This is a genomic window from Mesorhizobium sp. M1C.F.Ca.ET.210.01.1.1 (assembly GCF_004791585.1).
Taxonomy (GTDB): Bacteria; Pseudomonadota; Alphaproteobacteria; order Rhizobiales; family Rhizobiaceae; genus Mesorhizobium.
This window is the reverse complement of sequence record NZ_SRUU01000006.1, coordinates 79,562-96,262: the sequence shown is the minus strand read 5'-3', so window position 1 is coordinate 96,262 and position 16,701 is coordinate 79,562. Positions and strand designations below refer to the sequence as shown.

Below are 16,701 nucleotides of genomic sequence, written 5' to 3'. Positions count from 1 at the left end.
GCCTTTGCTTGACAGCCGGAGCGTTTGGGAAACGACCATGAGCGAACCGACGGAACTGCGCGATCCCCCGGAAGCCTCCAGGCGCCGCAAGCCGTCGGCCAAGCCCAAGGGCCGTGTCACCATGACCGACATCGCGCGCGTGGCCGGCTGCTCGCAGGCGACGGTCTCCTTCGTGCTCAACAATTCGCCGGGCATCAGGTTGTCGCAGCAGACGCGCGACCGGGTGATCGAGGCGGCGCGGTCGCTCGGCTATTCGCCGCCGGTCTTTTCGGCGCTCCGCCCGGCCGTGACACCATTCGAAGGACTGGATGGGGTGATCGGCTTCGCCGTCGACCAACTCGCCACCAGCCCCGAAGCGGTGGTCGCCATCGAGGGCGCGCGCCAGGCCTCGTGGAACGCCGGCAACGTGCTTTTGGTGGCGCAGACCATGGGCGACGCGGTGATGGAGCCTCGCGCCATCCAGGCGCTGACGCGGCGCGGCATCTCGGCGCTGATCTACATGACCATCTTCACCCGCGAGATCACGGCGCCGGATTTCCTCTACAGCCTCGACATCCCGGTCATCCTGCTTAACTGCTACACCACCGACTATGCTTTTCCCGCCGTGGTGCCCTCCGAGATCGCCGGCGGCCAGAGCGCGACAAGGCATCTGATCGGCCACGGCCATCGCCGCATCGCCACCATCACCGGCGAGCCCTGGATGCAGGCGGCGCAGGATCGCCTGAAAGGCTATCGCCGCGCTTTGGCGACCGCCGACATCCCCTTCGATCCCGAACTGGTGGTCGAGGGCGACTGGTCGGCTAGCGCCGGCTATGCCGCGACCGTCAAGCTTCTCGCCCTGAAAGACCGCCCGACCGCCATCTTCTGCCAGAACGACCGCACGGCGATCGGCTGCTACGAGGCGCTGAAGGAGGCGGGCCTGCATATCCCGCAGGATATTTCCGTGGTCGGCTATGACGACGAGGAGATCGCCCGCCACCTCTTCCCGCCGCTGACCACATCGATCCTCCCGCATCTGGCGATGGGCCAATGGGCGATCGAGCAGCTGGAGACGCCGCCGGCGCCTGGCCGGGGACGCTACCCCATCACCAAGCTGGAATGCCCTCTGGTGGAGCGGGAGTCGGTAGGCAGCGTGCCCGTACGAAACCAGTGACGGGGCCTTCTAGCCGCCGACCATCAGCTTGACGACCTCGTCGTGGTTGGTTTCCGAGATCTTGCGCTCGCCGGCCTGGACGCCGCGCCTGAGCACCACGATACGGTCGGAGACGGCGAAGATGTCCTGCAGATTGTGCGAGATGAAGATCACGCCCCGCCCCTGCGCCTTCAGCTGGTGGATGAGCGAGATGACCTTGCGCTGCTCGGGCACGCCGAGCGCCGCGGTCGGCTCGTCCATGATCAGGATCTGCGCGTCCCAGTAGACGGCGCGGCCGATGGCGACCGCCTGCCGCTGTCCGCCGGAGAAATTGCTGACCGGGGCCTCCAGCCGGCTGACATGGAAATCCAGCCGGCTCATCGTCTCCTTGGCCGCCGTCGCCATCGCCTTGCGGTCGAGCACCGGCAGGAAGCCGAAAGCCTTGCGCATAGGCTCGCGGCCGAGAAAGATGTTGGCGCCGATCGACAGGTTGTCGGCGAGCGCGAGGTCCTGGTAGATCGTCTCGATGCCTTTGTCGCGCGCGTCGTGCGGCGTGGCGAAGGTCACCGGCTGACCCCTGAGCAGGATCTCGCCGGCCGTCGGCTGGTAGACTCCCGATATCGCCTTGATCAGCGTCGTCTTGCCGGCGCCGTTGTCGCCGGCAAGCGCCACCACCTCGCCCGGCCGCACGACCATGGAGAAGTCGCTGAGCGCCCGCACCGCTCCGAAATGCTTGGACAGGTTGCGGACTTCGAGGAGAGGCGCGCTGTTATTCATCCTGACGGGCTCCACTGAACCGGCGCTGCGCCTGGTCGATGAGGACGGAAATGATGATGACGACGCCGACGGCGATGAACTGCCAGAACGGCTCGACATTGACGAAGACCAGGCCGTACTGGATGACCGCGATCACCAGCGCGCCGGCAACCGTGCCGAAGATCGTGCCGGAGCCGCCGAACAGGCTGGCGCCGCCGATCACCACCGCCGCGACGCTGTCGAGCAGAAGCGGCTCGCCGGCCTGCGCGGCGCCGGCGGTGAAACGCGCGGCGTAGAGCGCCCCGCCGAGGCCGGCGCACATCGCCGACAGCACGTAGAGGCGCAGGATGTGGTCCCTGATGTCGATGCCTGCGCGGCGCGCTGCTTGCACGTTGGCGCCGATGGCGTAGTTATGCTGGCCGAACCGCGTCTGGCTCAGGATGTAGTGCATGACGATGACGAAGACGGCAGTGATGACGACGAGGTAGGGCACGCCGAAAAGCCTGCCGTTGCCGACCACTGCAAGCCAGGAATTCTGCACCGGCACGGTCGTGCCGCCCGCAAGCAGGAAAGCCGCTCCACGGGCGACGCCGAACATGCCGAGCGTGCCGATGAAGGGCGGGATTCTCAGGCGCGAGATCAGGAGGCCGTTGATAACGCCGGGCACGCCCGCGACGATGACGGCGGCGAGCATGCCGGCAAGCATGGCCAGCGGCAAGGGGATCGCCGCGCCCGCCAAGTTGGTCGCATGCGCGGCGATGACGGCGGCCAGCCCCATGATGAAGCCGAGCGACAGATCGATGCCGCCGGAGATGATGACGAAGGTCTGTCCGGTCGCCAGCAGCAGCGGCGCCACGGCGAAGATAGCGATGGACTGAAGGTTGAACGGATTGAGCACGAAGGTGGCGCCGAAGGCGACCCTCGACCACACTTCGAAGCAGATCATCAGGCCGGCGAGGAACAGCCACGCGCGCCCTTCGGCTATGCGCCGGATCCAGCTTTTTGCCGCATCGCCATGGTCAGCCTGGGGGGCGACATGCTTTTCAGCCTGCTGTGCTGGTGATGTTGAAGTCATGAACGCATCCGATCCGCGGCTTGCTTTCGAACGGGAGCCTGATTCCGGCCAGGACCCGGCGCTGCTCCCCTCCCGGCTCGCCGGGAGAGGAGCGAACGCGCCTGGCTTACTCGGAGTAAAGATACTTCGAGATGTTCGGATCGGCGATGTTGGACTTGTCCATGATCGTGAAGCCGGTGCCGATCGTGACCGGGATCGAATGGCCGGTCAGGTGGGCATAGGCCGAGACCACGCCGAAATAGCCGATTTCGGCCGGATGCTGGGCGATCGCCACGTCGACAAGGCCGGTGTTGATGTTGTCGACGATGCTCACCGGAGCGTCGAAGGCCACCACCTTGACGGTGCCGGTCTGTCCGGCCTGCTTGACACCATTGGCCGCACCTAGGGCCGAGAACAGATTGGCGCCGAACACGCCGACGAGATCGGGATTGCGCGCGAACACGGCCTGCAGCTGCGAGGCCGCCTTGTTGGCGTCGTCGTCGTTGAACTGGGTCTCCAGCACGGTGATGCCGGGATGCTTCGCCATCTCCTTCTTGAAGCCCTCCTCACGCTGGTCAGTGGTCGAGATGCCGGGCTTCACGTTCGAGACATAGACCTTGCCCTTGTCGCCGATCGAGGTGGCAAGCGCCCGCGCCGCGATCTCGCCGCCGAGCACATTGTCCGAGGCGATGTAGGCGAGCGGGAAGTCGGCGTCGCCGGCGCCGGTCTGGTAGACGCCGCTACCGATGAAGGTGTCGACGGTGATCACCGGGATGCCGGCATCATTGGCCTTGCGCAATGGCTCAACCAGCTGGGCCTTGTCGGTGGGCGCGATCAGGATCGCGTCCGGCTTCTTGGCGATGACCGCATCCAGCACCGGCACCTGGGTGACCGGGTTGAAGTCCGGAGCGCCCTGGAAGACAAGGTTCACGCCGAGCGCGTCGGCTGCCGCCTGGGCGCCCTTGCGCATGGTGATGTAGAAGCCGTCGGTGGTCAGGCCCGGAATGAGCGCGATGGTGTATTTCTTGTCCTCGGCGTGGGCGGGCGCGATCAGCGCCGATGCCGAGATGGCGAGCGCCGCCAAGGCGGCAAGTGTCTTCTTCATGGGTTCCTCCTCATGGGTGGTGGCAGGTGTGCTGTTGACGCTGGATGGGCGTCAGCTGGTCGGATCGTGTTGACGACGCGGAGAAATGTTTCGTCTGCTCGGCCATGCGGGCGGCTTTCCTCCAAAGCGCCCCGGTCGTTGCCTCAACCAGCCGAAACCGGCCGTCCTTGTACCAGCGGTCTCGTTTCCCCGCCTCCGCAAGGTCCGGAAAACCGCGCCGCCCGGCACGCATCCGTGCCAAGCGCGCAGCTTTGTAACACTTTGCTGAAATTAATTGCAAGCGGCTGTTTGGCGAACTGAGCCGCCGCAATGTCCGGACCGGACGTCATCTTTCTGCTCCGCGCAGCCCCGCGTGGCGACTATCGCCCCAACCCGCCGGCGGCACAACGGGTGATTTCCAGAGCAATTCCAGGAAAGGTGCTTAGCGGTTTTCCGTCCGGAATTGCGTAAGAACAAACACTTGGCGGCGTCCTATCGCGGCAGGAGCGCTTCGAGGATGGCCTGCGCCGTCTTGGTGTCCGTGACCAGCGCATTGATCAGCCTAGCGCGGGCGGCGCCGATGATGGCGCTTGCCTTTTCCGGCCCGGAGGCGACGCCGATCACAAGGGGAACGGCCTGGAGCTGGGCCGGCGACATCGCGATCATGCGGCCCTCGCCCTCCCAGGAGATGAGGGCTCCGTTGGCATCGAAATAGTGGCGGATGACGTCGCCCGCGGCATGGACCAGGGCCCGCTCGCTGGGCGTCGCCGCACTTGCCTCCGGCGCATTGATGGCATGCGGCAGGCCGACGCCGACGATGGCGACACTGGTCCGATCCCAGAGCGCCACGGCGTCACGGATGGCCGCGTCGCCGAGGAAAACCTCGCGAAGCTCGCTGGACGGCAGATAGGGCGCATGGATGAAATGCGGCGTCCCGCCGAATTCTTCCGCCGCCAGCCGCACGAACTCGTTGATCTGGAAATGCGGCGCCTGCTGCTGCATGCCGCCGGTGGCTGCCACGGTCAGCACGCCGGGAACGCGCGGCAGGCCGGCGCGGATGACTTCGCGGATCGCTCTACCCCAACCGATGGCCACCACGGAACCGGGCGACAGTTCGGCCTGCTTGAGCATCCCGCCGAGGGGCGCGGCCAGCGCTGTCAGCACACCGGCCGCCGGCGTCTCCACGACAGCCGCGTCGCGAAGCCCGAGCGCCTCGATCACCTGCGTGGTGATGGCCTCGGGCGCCGCGATGTCCAGCACCTCGATGCGCACGATGCCTTCCGCCCGCGCCCGCTGCAAAAGGCGCGAGATGGTGGCCGTGGACACACCCAGCCGCCGCGCGATATCGACCTGCGACATCTCCGCCTCGTAATGCAGCTTGGCGACCATATGCAGCATCGTGCGCGATGCTGTCGCATCCTGTATCGGGGGGACAGACAGCTTGCAATTCCTTTCAGCAATGTGTTACAGACCTGTCGACCGACGGGAGTTATCGCCCAAATTCGGCAAACCCGCAACTTGGGGGCTGCTCTCTCGGCACGCTGCTCTTCTCGCGACGGCAGGCGCGTCGGAGCGGTGAAGCTTGCCGCCTCGAGGTTTCAAAACGGCGTTTCCAGTTTCCACGGACAGCGCGCTCCGGACGCATGGGCTGCGCCAAGAATGGATCAAAGACGATGACCAAGATGACGACCGCCGAGCTGCGCGGCTACCAGCAGATTTGCGGCAGAGACGGGGCCATGATGGCCATTGCCTGCGACCAGCGCGGCGGCATGCGCACGCTTCTTTCCTCCGACCCCGACGAGCAGGCCAGGATCACCAACGACATGCTTGGCGACACCAAGTCCGACATCACCAGATACCTCGCCAGTGAGGCCTCCTGCGTCCTGTTGGACCCGCTTTGCGCGGTGCCGCGTGTCGTCGACGAGGGGGTGCTGAACCGCGACACCGCGCTGCTCATCGGTCTCGACGCCTCGGGCTATGATGTCTCGCCGGAAGGCTACCGCCTGTCGCGTCTCGTGCCCGGCATCGACGCGCGCCGCGTGCGCGAGCTTGGCGGCACCGGCGGCAAGATCATGGTCTATCTCAGGGCGGACCGGCCAGAGGCGAACGGGCACAACATCGCCATCCTCAAGCAATGCATCGCCGACTTCGCCAGGGAGGATCTTCTGCTCGTCGTCGAGTTCCTGACCTATCAGCTCGAGGGCGAAAGCGCCGAAGATTACGCCGCCAGGATACCGTCACTGGTCGAGGAAGGCACCCGGATCTCGCTGGACTGTGGGGCAAAGGTGCTGAAGCTTCCCTATCCCGGCACGCCGGAAGCTTGCGCCAACATCACCAGGATCGCCGGCGACGTGCCGTGGGCGGTGCTGTCGGCCGGCGTCAACCACGCTACTTTCCTGGATCAGGTCGAGATCGCCATGAAGAACGGCGCCTCCGGCGTGATCGCCGGCCGCTCGCTGTGGAAGGACTGCATCTCGCTCGACCGTGATGTCCAGCGCGAAAGGCTGAAGACCGTCGCCGTGTCGCGGCTGCGCGAGATCCAGGCGGTCATCGGCAACTACCGCCGCAAGGCCGCCTGAGGCATGTTGATATTCGGGTGAGGCCGGCCTGCGACCGGCAGGTTCCTGCACCTGCCGCTCTCGGCACGGCCTGACCTGAATCTCGACACACCTCTACGGCGAAAATAGTTGGAGCGGTTTCCGCCGGAACTGCTCTAGAGATTGGCGTTCGCAGCAGGCACGCAACCATGCCACACAGATCGATGGCCATAGGGATCGATATCGGCGGCACCAATCTGCGTGCCGCTCTGATCTCGGGCTCGGGTGAAATCCTCAGGCGCGTCTCCGAGAAGAGCGCTCCCGATCCGGAGCTGGTGCTCGGCCGCATCGCCGACATGACGCGCCGGCTGGACGCTTCGGAAGTGGCTGCCATCGGCGTCGGCGTTCCTGGCCGGGTCGATGCCCTGCGCCGCGCTGTGCTTTCCGGTGGCTATGTCGACCTTGCCTCCGTCGCCTTGGCGCAGCGGCTGGAAAACATGGCCGGCAAGCCCGTCATCATCGACAATGACTGCAACATGGCGCTGTCAGCCGAAATGGCCCTCGGCGCGGCGGCCGGCCGTGGCAACATCGTCATGTTCACCATCGGCACCGGCATCGGCGGGGCCGTAGCCGAAGGCGGGCGCATCGTGCGCGGCAGCGCGACGGCGGGTCAGCTCGGCCATATCGGCGTCGATCTCGACGGCGCGGTCTGCAAGTGCGGCCGGCGCGGCTGCGTCGAAACCACAAGCTCTGGCACCGCGCTGGGCCGTCACATCGCCCGCGCCGGACTCGGCCCGGACGTTTCGGTCGACCAGCTTTTCGCCCGGGCCGCGTCCGGCGACATTGAGGCGCGCGCCGTGCTGGACGTCTGGGCGCGGCCGCTGCGCGCCGCGATCGACACGGCTGTGGCCATGTTCAGTCCGGACCTGGTCCTGCTTGGCGGCGGGCTAGGCGAGGCGGCACACAGGGCGCTTGCCGAGGCCCCGGCGCTGGCGACCTGGTATCAAGCCCCGGTGCAGCCGGCAAAGCTCGGCGACGAAGCCGGCGTCATCGGCGCCGGCCTGCAGGCGCTCGCTGCGCAGGCTTCCACGGCCTCGGCCCGGCCGGCGCGCGGCCGGCGCGCGATCCTGGTCAACGGCATTCCGGCCTCCGGCAAGAGCACGGTCTCACGTGGCATTTCGCAGCGTATGGGCTGGCCGCTGCTTGCGCTCGACACCGTCAAGAACCCGTTCCTCGAAATCCTCGGCGGCGCCGACCGCGAGTTCAACCGCACGCTCGGCCGCGCCAGCTATCAGGCCATATGGTCGATTGTCGGCGAAACCCCTGCCGGCTCCATCTTCGTCGTCGACGCCTGGTTCGGCTTCCAGCCGCGCGAACTGCTGGAGCAGCATCTGAGCCGCGCCGGCGTCGGCCAGACCGCCGAGGTCTGGTGCCACGCGCCGGGCGAGGTGCTGGCCGAACGCTACCGCGCCCGCCTCGACCAGCGCCTGCCTGGCCATCCGGGCGCTGCTTACATCCCTGAGCTGGTCGAACTCGCCAAGCGCGCCGAACCGCTCCGGCGCGGCCCGCTGTTCGACGTCGACACGACCAAGCCGGTCGATTTCGACGCGATCACCGCCTGGCTGCGCGAGGTGATGGGCTAGTTTCGGGCGCCGGTCAGCCGTGGACGCCGCCGTCGCTTGGCATCGCACCCGCCAGGGGTTAGCCTGAGCCGCAGCCAAGGGGAGGGTTCGATGACCTCAAGCTTCACCGTTCACGCAGCCTCAGGCTATGAGCAGCTCATGGGGCGCTGGAGCCGCAGGCTGGCGCCCAAGTTCATCGACTTCGCGGGCTTGGCCGGCGGCGAAAGGATCCTCGACGTCGGCTGCGGCACCGGCAGCCTTACCTTCGAGCTGGCGAAATCAGCCGGCCTCGCCGAAATCCAGGCCATCGACTTCTCGCCGGTCTTCGTCCAGGCGGCCAGGGAGCGCAACACCGATCCGCGCATCAGCTTTCAGCAGGCGGACGCCACCGCGCTGCCTTTCGCCGACGACACGTTCGATCGCGCCCTTGCCCTGCTGGTGCTCCACTTCGTGCCGGAGGCCGGCAAGGCGGTGGCCGAGATGCGCCGCGTGGTGCGGCCGGGCGGCGTGGTCGCGGCCGTGGTGTGGGACCATCTCGGCGGCATGCCGGGCATGCGCATGATGATCGACACGGTCGCGGCGCTCGGCGAAAGCGGCCGCCAGATGCGCAGCCGTTATTGTTTCCAGCCGATGATGCAGCCCGGCGAGATGAAGCGGACCTTCGTCGAACAGGGCCTGGCCGATGTCACCGAAACGGAGCTGATGATTAGGATGGATTATCAGAATTTCGACGACTACTGGGCGCCGATCGGCGCCGGCGAAGGCCCGCTCGGCAAATACATGACCACGCTGGACCAGTCGGAGCGAACCCGCACCGAGGCCGCCGTTCGCGACGCCTATGAGGCCGGCCGTCCCGACGGCCCGAGGTCGTTCGCGAATGTCGCCTGGGCATGTCGGGGCATCGTGCCCTAGGAGCAATTCCAGGAAAAGTGTGTAACGGTTTTCCGTCCGGAATTGCGAAAAACAAATGGTTACCGCGATCGCAGTTGAGCGCGCACCGCATCGCGAAAGGCGCGGAAGCTGGGGAATCCGAGAAGCGCAAGCAGCCTGATCAGCGTCGTGGCGGGAAGGCCGGTGGCCTGCGCCATGCCGGTCGCCGTCATGAAGGCGGCATCGGCCCATCGGCTGCGCAGGAAATCGCCAAGCGCCGGATGCTTGGCGACCAGTTTCGGCTCGCTGGCGAGCGCGGCGACCAGTGTCGGTGGCGCAGGCCGTCCAGACCGCACTTGCATCGGCCGGCCGGAAACTGGTTTGAACGCGAGCAACTCGACACTCGCCATGGGCGCCGCCTCTGCCTGCCTTAAGCCAGATTGATGGCGGCGTTGCGCAGCAACGCCACGGATTTGCGCATGCCTTCCATCGGCGAAAGCATCATGTCCTCGTGTTCGATGGACAGCACGTCGTCGTAGCCGACCTGCTTCAAGGCAGCGCAGAACTGCCGCCACCACGTCTCGCCGTGACCATAGCCCAACGTGATGTAGTTCCAGGCCCGTTCCGCATAGTGGTTTGGCGGACGCGCATCGAGCACGCCATCGATGCCGGCCGGAATCGGCTCGACGCGCGTATCCTTGGCATGGACGTAGTAGATCGCCGAGCCCAGCTTGCGGACGGCGGCGATGGGATCGGCGCCCATCCACATCGGATGGCTCGGATCGTAGTTGGCGCCGACCGTCTCGCCGACGGCCTCGCGAAGGCGCAAGAGTGTCTGGACATTGTAGACGGCCTGATGGCCGTGCAGTTCCAAGCAGAGCCTGCCGATGCCGAGATTGTTCGAAAACGTCACGAGATCGCGCCAGTAGGGAATGATGCAGTCATCCCACTGGTAGCGCAGGATGTCGGCGCATTCGGGCGGCCAGTCGGTCACGATCCAGTTGGGGTTTGCGTCGCCCGGGCCGCCGGGCAGGCCGGACATCATCACCACGCGGTCGATGCCCATCAGGCTGGCAAGCCGGATCGTGTCCTCGGTCACCTGATGGTGCTTCTTGCCTTGCGGTCCCGGGTGCAGCGGATTGCCCGAGCAGTTGAGCGCTGCGATCGTCAGCCCATGGTCGCGGACCGTGGCCATGAATTCGGTGCGCGTGCTGGCGCTGTCCAGCATCGCCGCGAGATTGATGTGCGGCGCGGACGACCAGTTGCCGCAGGCGAACTCCAGCGTCTCCAGCCCGAGTTCGGCGGAAGCGCGCAGCATTTCGTCGAAAGAAAGGTTGCCCAGGCTGTCGGTGATCATGCCAATCTTCATCTCGGGACTCCTGGTTGACTTGAGACCATCCGCTCAGAGCTTCACAGGCTCGAACCTGCCGGACTTGGCGGAGGCAAGCGCTGCCTCGCAAAGGATCATGGCCTTGCGGCCATCGCTGGCCGTGACGGCGGGCTTCCTGCCGGTTTCGACGCATGTGATGAAGTGATCGATCTCGGCGGCGTAGGATTCGGCGTAGCGCTCGACGAAGAAGTAGTAAGGCTTGTCGCGCGAGATGCCCGTGCCGCCGTACATCTCTACCGAGGTCGGCAGCCGGTTTCCGGCTATCAGCATGCCGGCGGCGCCATGCACCTCGATGCGCTGGTCGTAGCCATAGGCGGCCCTGACGCTGTTGTTGATGTGGCACTGCCGGCCGGTCGCGGTGCGCAGGATGAACATCGCGGTATCGTAATCGCCGAGCTTCTTGTATTGCGGCGCCACGAGCGAGGAGCCGGTCGCAAAGAGCTCGGTCGGCTCCTCGCCGAGCAGATTGCGCGCCATGTCGAAGTCGTGGATGGTCATTTCGCGAAAGACGCCCCCGCCCCCGGCCAGCGCTTCCTCGGTTTCGGGTTCGGGGTCGCGGCTGGTGATGATGACCTGCTCAACGGCGCCGATCTCGCCGCCGGCTAGGCGCTCCTTCAGTGCCCGGAAGCTCGGATCGAAGCGGCGGTTGAAGCCGATCTGGAACGGCACGCCGGCCTTCTCGACCGCGGCCAGGCACTCGTCCGTGCGCTTGAGGTCGAGATCGATCGGCTTTTCGCAGAAGATCGCCTTGCCGTTCGCGGCCGCGGCCATGGCAAGCTCGGCATGGGTGCGCGTCGCCGAGGCGATGAACACCATCTTCACCGACGGATCGTTCATCACGGTCTCGGTGTCGGCGATCTCACCGCCGGTGACGGCAGCGACCTTGGCGGCGGCCTCCTGATTGGGATCGACGATGTAGCGCAGCCGCACCTTCGGGTGACGCGCGAGATTGCCGGCATGGACCTTTCCGATCAGTCCCACTCCGAACAGACAAACATCCATCATGCGTTCAACTTTCCAGTCGGGCCGTTCGGGACGGCCAGTTCAACATGTCCGGCCGACGGTCACTTCACGGCGCCCATGGTCAGCCCGCGCACCAGATGGCGCTGCACCAGGAGCGCGAAGAAGACGATCGGCATCGCGCCGATGACGCCGGCCGCCGACATCGAGGCCCAGTCGGTGTCGATGCGGCCGATCAGCGTCGCGGTGCCGCGCGGCATGGTCATGGCCCTCGGCGTCGCCGTCAGCGCCAGCGCGAAAAGGAACTCGTTGAAGGTGACCAGCACCGCGAATATTGCGGTCGCCGCGAGCCCGGGCGCCGCCAGGGGCAGCGTGATGCGGCGGAAGGCGCCAAAGCGCGAATCGCCGTCGACCATCGCGGCCTCCTCGAGATCGACCGGGATCTCGCGAAAGAAGCTCTCCATCATCCAGACGCAGAAGGTGACGTTGAAGGCGGTGTAGGTGGCGATCAGCCCAAGCCAGGTATCGAGCAGGCCAAGGCTGAGCATCAGCAGATAGACGGGGATCAGGATGACCACCGGCGGGATGATGCGCAGCGTCAAAAGGAACAGGCCGATCTTGCGCTCCGTGGCAAAAGGCAGGCGGAACCTGACGATCGCATAGGCGCCCATCGCGCCGACGACCAGCGCGATGGCGACGGAGAAGAAGGTCACCACCAGCGAGTTCGTCAGGTAGGAACCAAACTGCTTTTCGGTGAACAGCCGGACGTAATTGTCGAGCGTCGGCACATGCGGGTAGAGCGTGCCTTCCTGCGTGATCTCGCGGTTGGCCTTGAGCGAGGTGGAGACCAGCCAGTAGATCGGCAAAAGCACCACGGCCAGAACGAAGATAGTTGTGAGGATGCGTGCCAGACGAGTGCTCATGATGCGTCAACCCTGCGCAGAAGCCTGATGGCGCTGAATGCGAGCGCGAGCACGACGAGGCCGATGGTCACGAACAGGGCGGCGGCATAACCGGTTTGCTGGAACTTGAAGGCGGTGTCGTAGCCATAGATGGAGACCAGTCGCGTCGCCTCGCCCGGCCCGCCGCGCGTCAGCACGAACACCTGGTCGAAGGTGCCGAAGGCGTCGATGGTCCTGAGCACGATCGCCACCGCCAGCACCGGCCGCATCATCGGGAAGGTGAGATCGGCAAAGACGCGCCAGGCGCCGGCGCCGTCGACGCGCGCTGCCTCGAACGGCTCGTGCGGCAATGATTGCAGGCCGGCGAGCAGGATCAGGAACATCAGCGGCGTCCATTCCCAGACGTCGAGGACGACAAGCCCGATGAAGGCGTTGAGCGGGTTGCCGAGGATCTGCGCCTCGCCGCCGCCGATCGCTTCCGAGAGCGCCGTCAGCATGCCGGCATCGCTGGCGTAGATCAGGCGGAAGACGATGGCGACGACGACCGGCGTGATCACCATCGGAATGATGAGCACGGTCCGCAGCAGGCGGATGCCGCGAAACTCGTGCAGGCAAAACAGCGCCAGCGCGAAGCCGAGCACCGCTTCGAACGATACTGACAGCGCGACGAACTTCACCGTCACCCAGAGCGAATTCAGGAACTGGGCGTCGCTCCACAGGCGTACATAGTTCTGCAGCCCGACATCGGAGATTGGCGAGCCGTAGCGATAGGCCCTGGTGCTGGCCCTGAGACCATCCCAGAGCGGATAGATGAGGACGCCGAGCACGATCATCAGGCCCGGCGCCAGCATGAGATAGGGGAGGGCGAGGTCGAGCCCCGCCCCCTGCAGGCGATATTTGCGTGCCTGCCTCGCGCCTTGCATCAGTAGTAGCCAGCCGTGGTCAGATAGTCCTTGACCTGCTTGGCGGCCGTATCGAGCGCCGCGCCGCCGCCGGTGCCGGCCTGCAGCGCCTTGTTGAGCTCGATGCCGAGCAGTTCCTCGACCTTCGCCCAGTCCGGCGTCCGGGGCCTGGGCAGCGCGCCGGCGTCGAGTTGCTGCAGGGCGACCGGGATCAGTCGATTGCCGGGCTTGGCGACCCCGAAGGCGCTGCGCTTGACCGGGATCGAGCCGGCTTCCGACAGCTTGGCCTGGGTTTCGGCGCTGACATACCACTTCAGGAACTCGATCGAGTTCGCCTTGTTGGGCGCCGATTTGGGCACGCCGGCGATGAAGATGCCCATCTGGGCGATCGCCGACTGCTGTTTCGGCACGACGCCGAAATCGAGCTTGCCGGCAACCTTGGTCTGGGCCGGATCGTCGGCCTTCAACGCGTTGCCGGAATACTGGATGATGGCGCCGGCATCGCCGCCGAGGATCGCCGCGCCCTCCTGGTCGGAGTCGAACTCGACCACGCCGCTCGGCGCGTTCTGCTTCATCGTGCCGACGAAGAAATCGGCCGATGCCTTGCCTTCGGCCGAATTGAAGATCGGGTTCCACTTGTCGTCGAAGAAGGAGCCGCCGAACGACAGGAAGATAGGATACCAGCTGGTGACGATCGGATTGCCCGAAACGCCGCGGAAGACGACCGGATATTTGATCTTGCCGGCCGCCACCCCTTCCTTGCCCTTGGCGATCACCTCGTCCCAGGTCTTCGGTGCGCCGCCGGCGAAGACGTCGTTGCGGTAGGTAAGCGTCTGCAGATCGCCGACGAAAGGCACGCAGATCAGCGTCGGCTTGGCGCTTTCGAAGCCCTTGACGCGCGGCCCCTTCTGCGGCGGCCAGTAACCCATGTCGATCATCGAGCCGATCCAGTCCTTGTCGGAGCCGTCGATGCCGCCGGCGCCTAGATCCTCGAGCACGTTGGCGGCGCCGAACTGCGGCACCCATGGATCGTCGAGCAGATAGAGATCGTACTGGCCGGCGCCGCTCTGGGCGTCGGCAAACCACTTCTCCAGCGTCACGCCATATTCATCCTCGAGGAACTCGACGTCGAAGCCCTGCTCCTTCGCCAGCGGGATGATCTTCTGCTTGAACGGCGTCAGCCCGCCATCGGCGAAAGCGCCGATGATGACCTTCTTGCCGGCGGCGGTGGCGGGCATGGGCAAGCCGAGCGTGGTGAGGGCCGTGGTGGCTAGAGCCAGGCCCAGCCCGCCCTTGATGACGGAGCGGCGAGTAAGTCTGCTGGAATGCATCATTTCACTCTCCCATTGCTGTTGACCCTGTGGACGGCGGTCAGGCCGGCCGAATTGAAGAAACAGGCGTTCGCCGGGTCGAAGGCGACGCCGATGCTTTCGCCGACCGCGCCCCTGAAATCGCGGCCGGCCCGTACCGAGACGTTGCCGCCTTCGAGGCGGACATTGACCAGCGTCTCGTTGCCCATCGGCTCGACGACATAGATTTCGCCGGGCAGCGCCCCCGGTTCGCCTGGCTGGGCGAGGCTGCAGTCTTCCGGTCTGAGCCCGATCTCCACGATCTCGGCCAGGCGGCAGGCCGTGAGCCGGGTTCGCTCCAGCGGCACGATCCTGGCACCGATCATCACGCCTCGCTCGCCTGGCGCAGCCGGCAGGATGTTCATCGGCGGGTTGCCGACAAAGGTGGCGACGAAGCGGTTTGCCGGACGGTCGTAAACTTCGATGGGCGGCGCCATCTGCTGCAACTCGCCGCCATGAATGACCGCAACCAGATCGGCCATGGTGAGCGCCTCGACCTGGTCGTGGGTGACGTAGATGGTGGTGGCGCTGAGGCGCTGGCAGAGCCGCTTGATCTCGCCGCGCATGGTGAGCCGCAGCCGCGCGTCGAGATTGGACAGCGGCTCGTCCATGAGGAAGGCCGCCGGATCCCTGACGATCGCCCGCGCCAGCGCCACGCGCTGGCGCTGGCCGCCGGAGAGCTGGCGCGGCCGGCGGTCGAGCAGATGGCCGATTTCGAGGATGGCGGCGACCTCGCCGATCTTGGCCTTGCGCCCGGCTTCCGGCGTGCCGCGGATCCACAGAGGATAGCCGATGTTTTCGGCGACCGTCATCTGCGGATAGAGCGCGTAGCTCTGGAAGACCATGGCGATGTCGCGGTCGCGCGGCTGCAGCCGGGTGACGTCGCGCTCGCCGATGAAGACCTTGCCGGCGGTCGGCATGTCGAGCCCTGCCAGGATGCGCAGCGCCGTCGTCTTGCCGCAGCCCGATGGGCCGAGGAGCGCGAGGAACTTGTGGTCCGGCACGGCGAGGTCCAGCGATCTCAGCACGTTGAGCGCGCCGAAATTCTTGACCACGTTTCTGAACAGGACTGAACTCATCGCCCTCCCTGGCGCTCCAGCTTGTTCCTCAGCCCTTCCGCTCGGCCACCGTGAAGCCTGCGCCTTGCGCCAGAGCCTTCAGGTTCCGATAGCCCATCGTGGCGTAGGTCAGCGGATGCGCCTTGGCCGGGTCCTGCTCGGCCTCCACCACCAGCCAGCCGGCATAGCCCTTGTCGGCCAGGATTTTGAGCAGGCTATTATAGTCGATCGCGCCGTCGCCGGGCACGGTGAAGATGCCGTCCATCACCGCGCCCATGAAGCTCATGTCGGCCGCGCGCGCCTTCTTCAGCACCGCCGGCCGCACGTCCTTGCAATGGACATGGACGACGCGGCCGACATGCCGCCGCAACAGCTTTTCCGGGTCGCCGCCGGAGAAGGCGCAATGCCCGGTGTCGTAGAGCAGTCCGACGGCCTCGCCCGTGGTCTGCATCAGCATGTCGATCTCGGCGTCGGTCTCGACGATCGTGCCCATGTGGTGATGAAAGGCCAACCCGACGCCGAAATCAGCAAAACGTTCGGCCAGCCGCGTGATCTTTTCGCCGTAGGGCTTCCACTCCTCGGCCGAAAGTCTTGGCCGCTGCGAGATCGGATCGTGGATGGCGCCATGGCGGCCGCGCGAGGTGTCGGCATAGACGACGTGTTTGGCGCCGAGCGCCTTGAGCAGCGTCAGATGCGGGCGGATCGCCTCGAATTCTTCGTCCACCTCCTTCTCGCAGATGCGGCCGTCATACCAGCCGGAGACCAGCGCCAGCCCATAGTGGTCGAGGATCGGCCCGAGCGTGCGGGCCTCGCGCGGGAACTTGCCGCCGAGCTCGGTGCCGGCATAGCCGGCTTCGGCGGTTTCGCGGAGGCATGTCTCGAGCGGCGTGTCGCCGCCCAGTTCCGGCACATCGTCATTGGTCCAGGTGATCGGATTGATGCCAAGTCGAACGGTGGTCATTGCTCGCTTCCCGCCCGCGACCCAAAGGGCCGCGGGGTGTGTGAGTTTTCGGGAGGGAATGGTTTCAGGCGGCGGGACCATGCAAAGCGCCGCCGTTTTCGTTTGGCTAGGCACCCTCCCAGTT

16 protein-coding genes are annotated in these 16,701 nt (G+C 66.0%); 4 read left to right on the top strand and 12 right to left on the bottom strand.

The genetic code is table 11. The features are described 5' to 3' along the window. Window positions 1-37: 37 nt before the first annotated feature. Window positions 38-1,153: a LacI family DNA-binding transcriptional regulator gene (locus EN853_RS08900; protein ID WP_167524424.1), complete on the top strand. Its 1,116-nt coding sequence runs from the start codon at window positions 38-40 to the stop codon at window positions 1,151-1,153. Window positions 1,154-1,162: 9 nt separating this feature from the next. On the opposite strand, the gene EN853_RS08895 is transcribed toward EN853_RS08900, so the two are convergent. The 4 genes from EN853_RS08895 to EN853_RS08880 all read right to left on the bottom strand — a co-directional run bounded on the left by EN853_RS08895 (window position 1,163) and on the right by EN853_RS08880 (window position 5,424). Further along, window positions 1,163-1,909 carry an ATP-binding cassette domain-containing protein gene (locus tag EN853_RS08895; RefSeq protein WP_127859455.1) on the bottom strand — a complete coding sequence of 249 codons (747 nt, stop codon included), beginning with the start codon at window positions 1,907-1,909 and terminating at the stop codon, window positions 1,163-1,165. Next, a complete protein-coding gene (locus tag EN853_RS08890; RefSeq protein ID WP_127859456.1) occupies window positions 1,902-2,963 on the bottom strand; it encodes a ribose ABC transporter in 1,062 nt (353 codons plus the stop codon). The genes EN853_RS08895 and EN853_RS08890 overlap by 8 nt, the downstream gene beginning before the upstream one ends. Before the next feature lie 106 nt (window positions 2,964-3,069). Next, window positions 3,070-4,047, bottom strand: coding sequence for an ABC transporter substrate-binding protein (locus EN853_RS08885; RefSeq protein WP_127859457.1), 978 nt, complete (start codon window positions 4,045-4,047; stop codon window positions 3,070-3,072). Between the two features lie 471 nt (window positions 4,048-4,518). Then, a complete protein-coding gene (locus tag EN853_RS08880; protein ID WP_127859458.1) occupies window positions 4,519-5,424 on the bottom strand; it encodes a sugar-binding domain-containing protein in 906 nt (301 codons plus the stop codon). Between the two features lie 275 nt (window positions 5,425-5,699). Between EN853_RS08880 and EN853_RS08875 the strand changes: the two genes are divergently transcribed. From EN853_RS08875 to EN853_RS08865, 3 genes are all read left to right on the top strand, one after another. Beyond that, entirely contained in the window at window positions 5,700-6,605 is a 906-nt protein-coding gene (locus EN853_RS08875) for a tagatose-bisphosphate aldolase (protein WP_127859459.1), read from the top strand. A 167-nt stretch (window positions 6,606-6,772) separates the two neighbouring features. Continuing rightward, the gene (locus tag EN853_RS08870) at window positions 6,773-8,206 is read left to right on the top strand and encodes an ROK family protein (RefSeq protein WP_127859460.1); all 1,434 of its coding nucleotides are present in this window, start codon (window positions 6,773-6,775) and stop codon (window positions 8,204-8,206) included. Between the two features lie 90 nt (window positions 8,207-8,296). Next, window positions 8,297-9,097 carry a class I SAM-dependent methyltransferase gene (locus tag EN853_RS08865; RefSeq protein WP_127859461.1) on the top strand — a complete coding sequence of 267 codons (801 nt, stop codon included), beginning with the start codon at window positions 8,297-8,299 and terminating at the stop codon, window positions 9,095-9,097. A 59-nt stretch (window positions 9,098-9,156) separates the two neighbouring features. Here EN853_RS08865 and EN853_RS08860 read toward each other — a convergent pair whose 3' ends face one another. The 8 genes from EN853_RS08860 to iolE are packed head-to-tail and all read right to left on the bottom strand — an operon-like array spanning window position 9,157 to window position 16,577. Continuing rightward, on the bottom strand, window positions 9,157-9,465 hold the full coding sequence (locus EN853_RS08860) for a hypothetical protein (RefSeq protein WP_127859462.1): 309 nt from the start codon (window positions 9,463-9,465) through the stop codon (window positions 9,157-9,159). 20 nt (window positions 9,466-9,485) lie between these two features. Next, the gene (locus EN853_RS08855) at window positions 9,486-10,424 is read right to left on the bottom strand and encodes a sugar phosphate isomerase/epimerase (RefSeq protein WP_127859463.1); all 939 of its coding nucleotides are present in this window, start codon (window positions 10,422-10,424) and stop codon (window positions 9,486-9,488) included. Between the two features lie 33 nt (window positions 10,425-10,457). Continuing rightward, window positions 10,458-11,450, bottom strand: a complete 993-nt coding sequence (gene iolG, locus EN853_RS08850; RefSeq protein WP_127859464.1) for an inositol 2-dehydrogenase — start codon at window positions 11,448-11,450, stop codon at window positions 10,458-10,460. A gap of 59 nt (window positions 11,451-11,509) precedes the next feature. Further along, the gene (locus EN853_RS08845; RefSeq protein WP_127859465.1) at window positions 11,510-12,328 is read right to left on the bottom strand and encodes a carbohydrate ABC transporter permease; all 819 of its coding nucleotides are present in this window, start codon (window positions 12,326-12,328) and stop codon (window positions 11,510-11,512) included. Beyond that, a complete protein-coding gene (locus EN853_RS08840) occupies window positions 12,325-13,230 on the bottom strand; it encodes a sugar ABC transporter permease (protein WP_127859466.1) in 906 nt (301 codons plus the stop codon). Before EN853_RS08840 ends, EN853_RS08845 begins: the two co-directional genes overlap by 4 nt. Then, window positions 13,230-14,543, bottom strand: coding sequence for an extracellular solute-binding protein (locus tag EN853_RS08835; protein ID WP_127859467.1), 1,314 nt, complete (start codon window positions 14,541-14,543; stop codon window positions 13,230-13,232). The genes EN853_RS08840 and EN853_RS08835 overlap by 1 nt, the downstream gene beginning before the upstream one ends. After that, window positions 14,540-15,637: an ABC transporter ATP-binding protein gene (locus EN853_RS08830; RefSeq protein ID WP_127859468.1), complete on the bottom strand. Its 1,098-nt coding sequence runs from the start codon at window positions 15,635-15,637 to the stop codon at window positions 14,540-14,542. Before EN853_RS08830 ends, EN853_RS08835 begins: the two co-directional genes overlap by 4 nt. A 28-nt stretch (window positions 15,638-15,665) precedes the next feature. Next, window positions 15,666-16,577 carry a myo-inosose-2 dehydratase gene (gene iolE, locus EN853_RS08825; protein WP_127859469.1) on the bottom strand — a complete coding sequence of 304 codons (912 nt, stop codon included), beginning with the start codon at window positions 16,575-16,577 and terminating at the stop codon, window positions 15,666-15,668. Window positions 16,578-16,701: the final 124 nt, after the last annotated feature.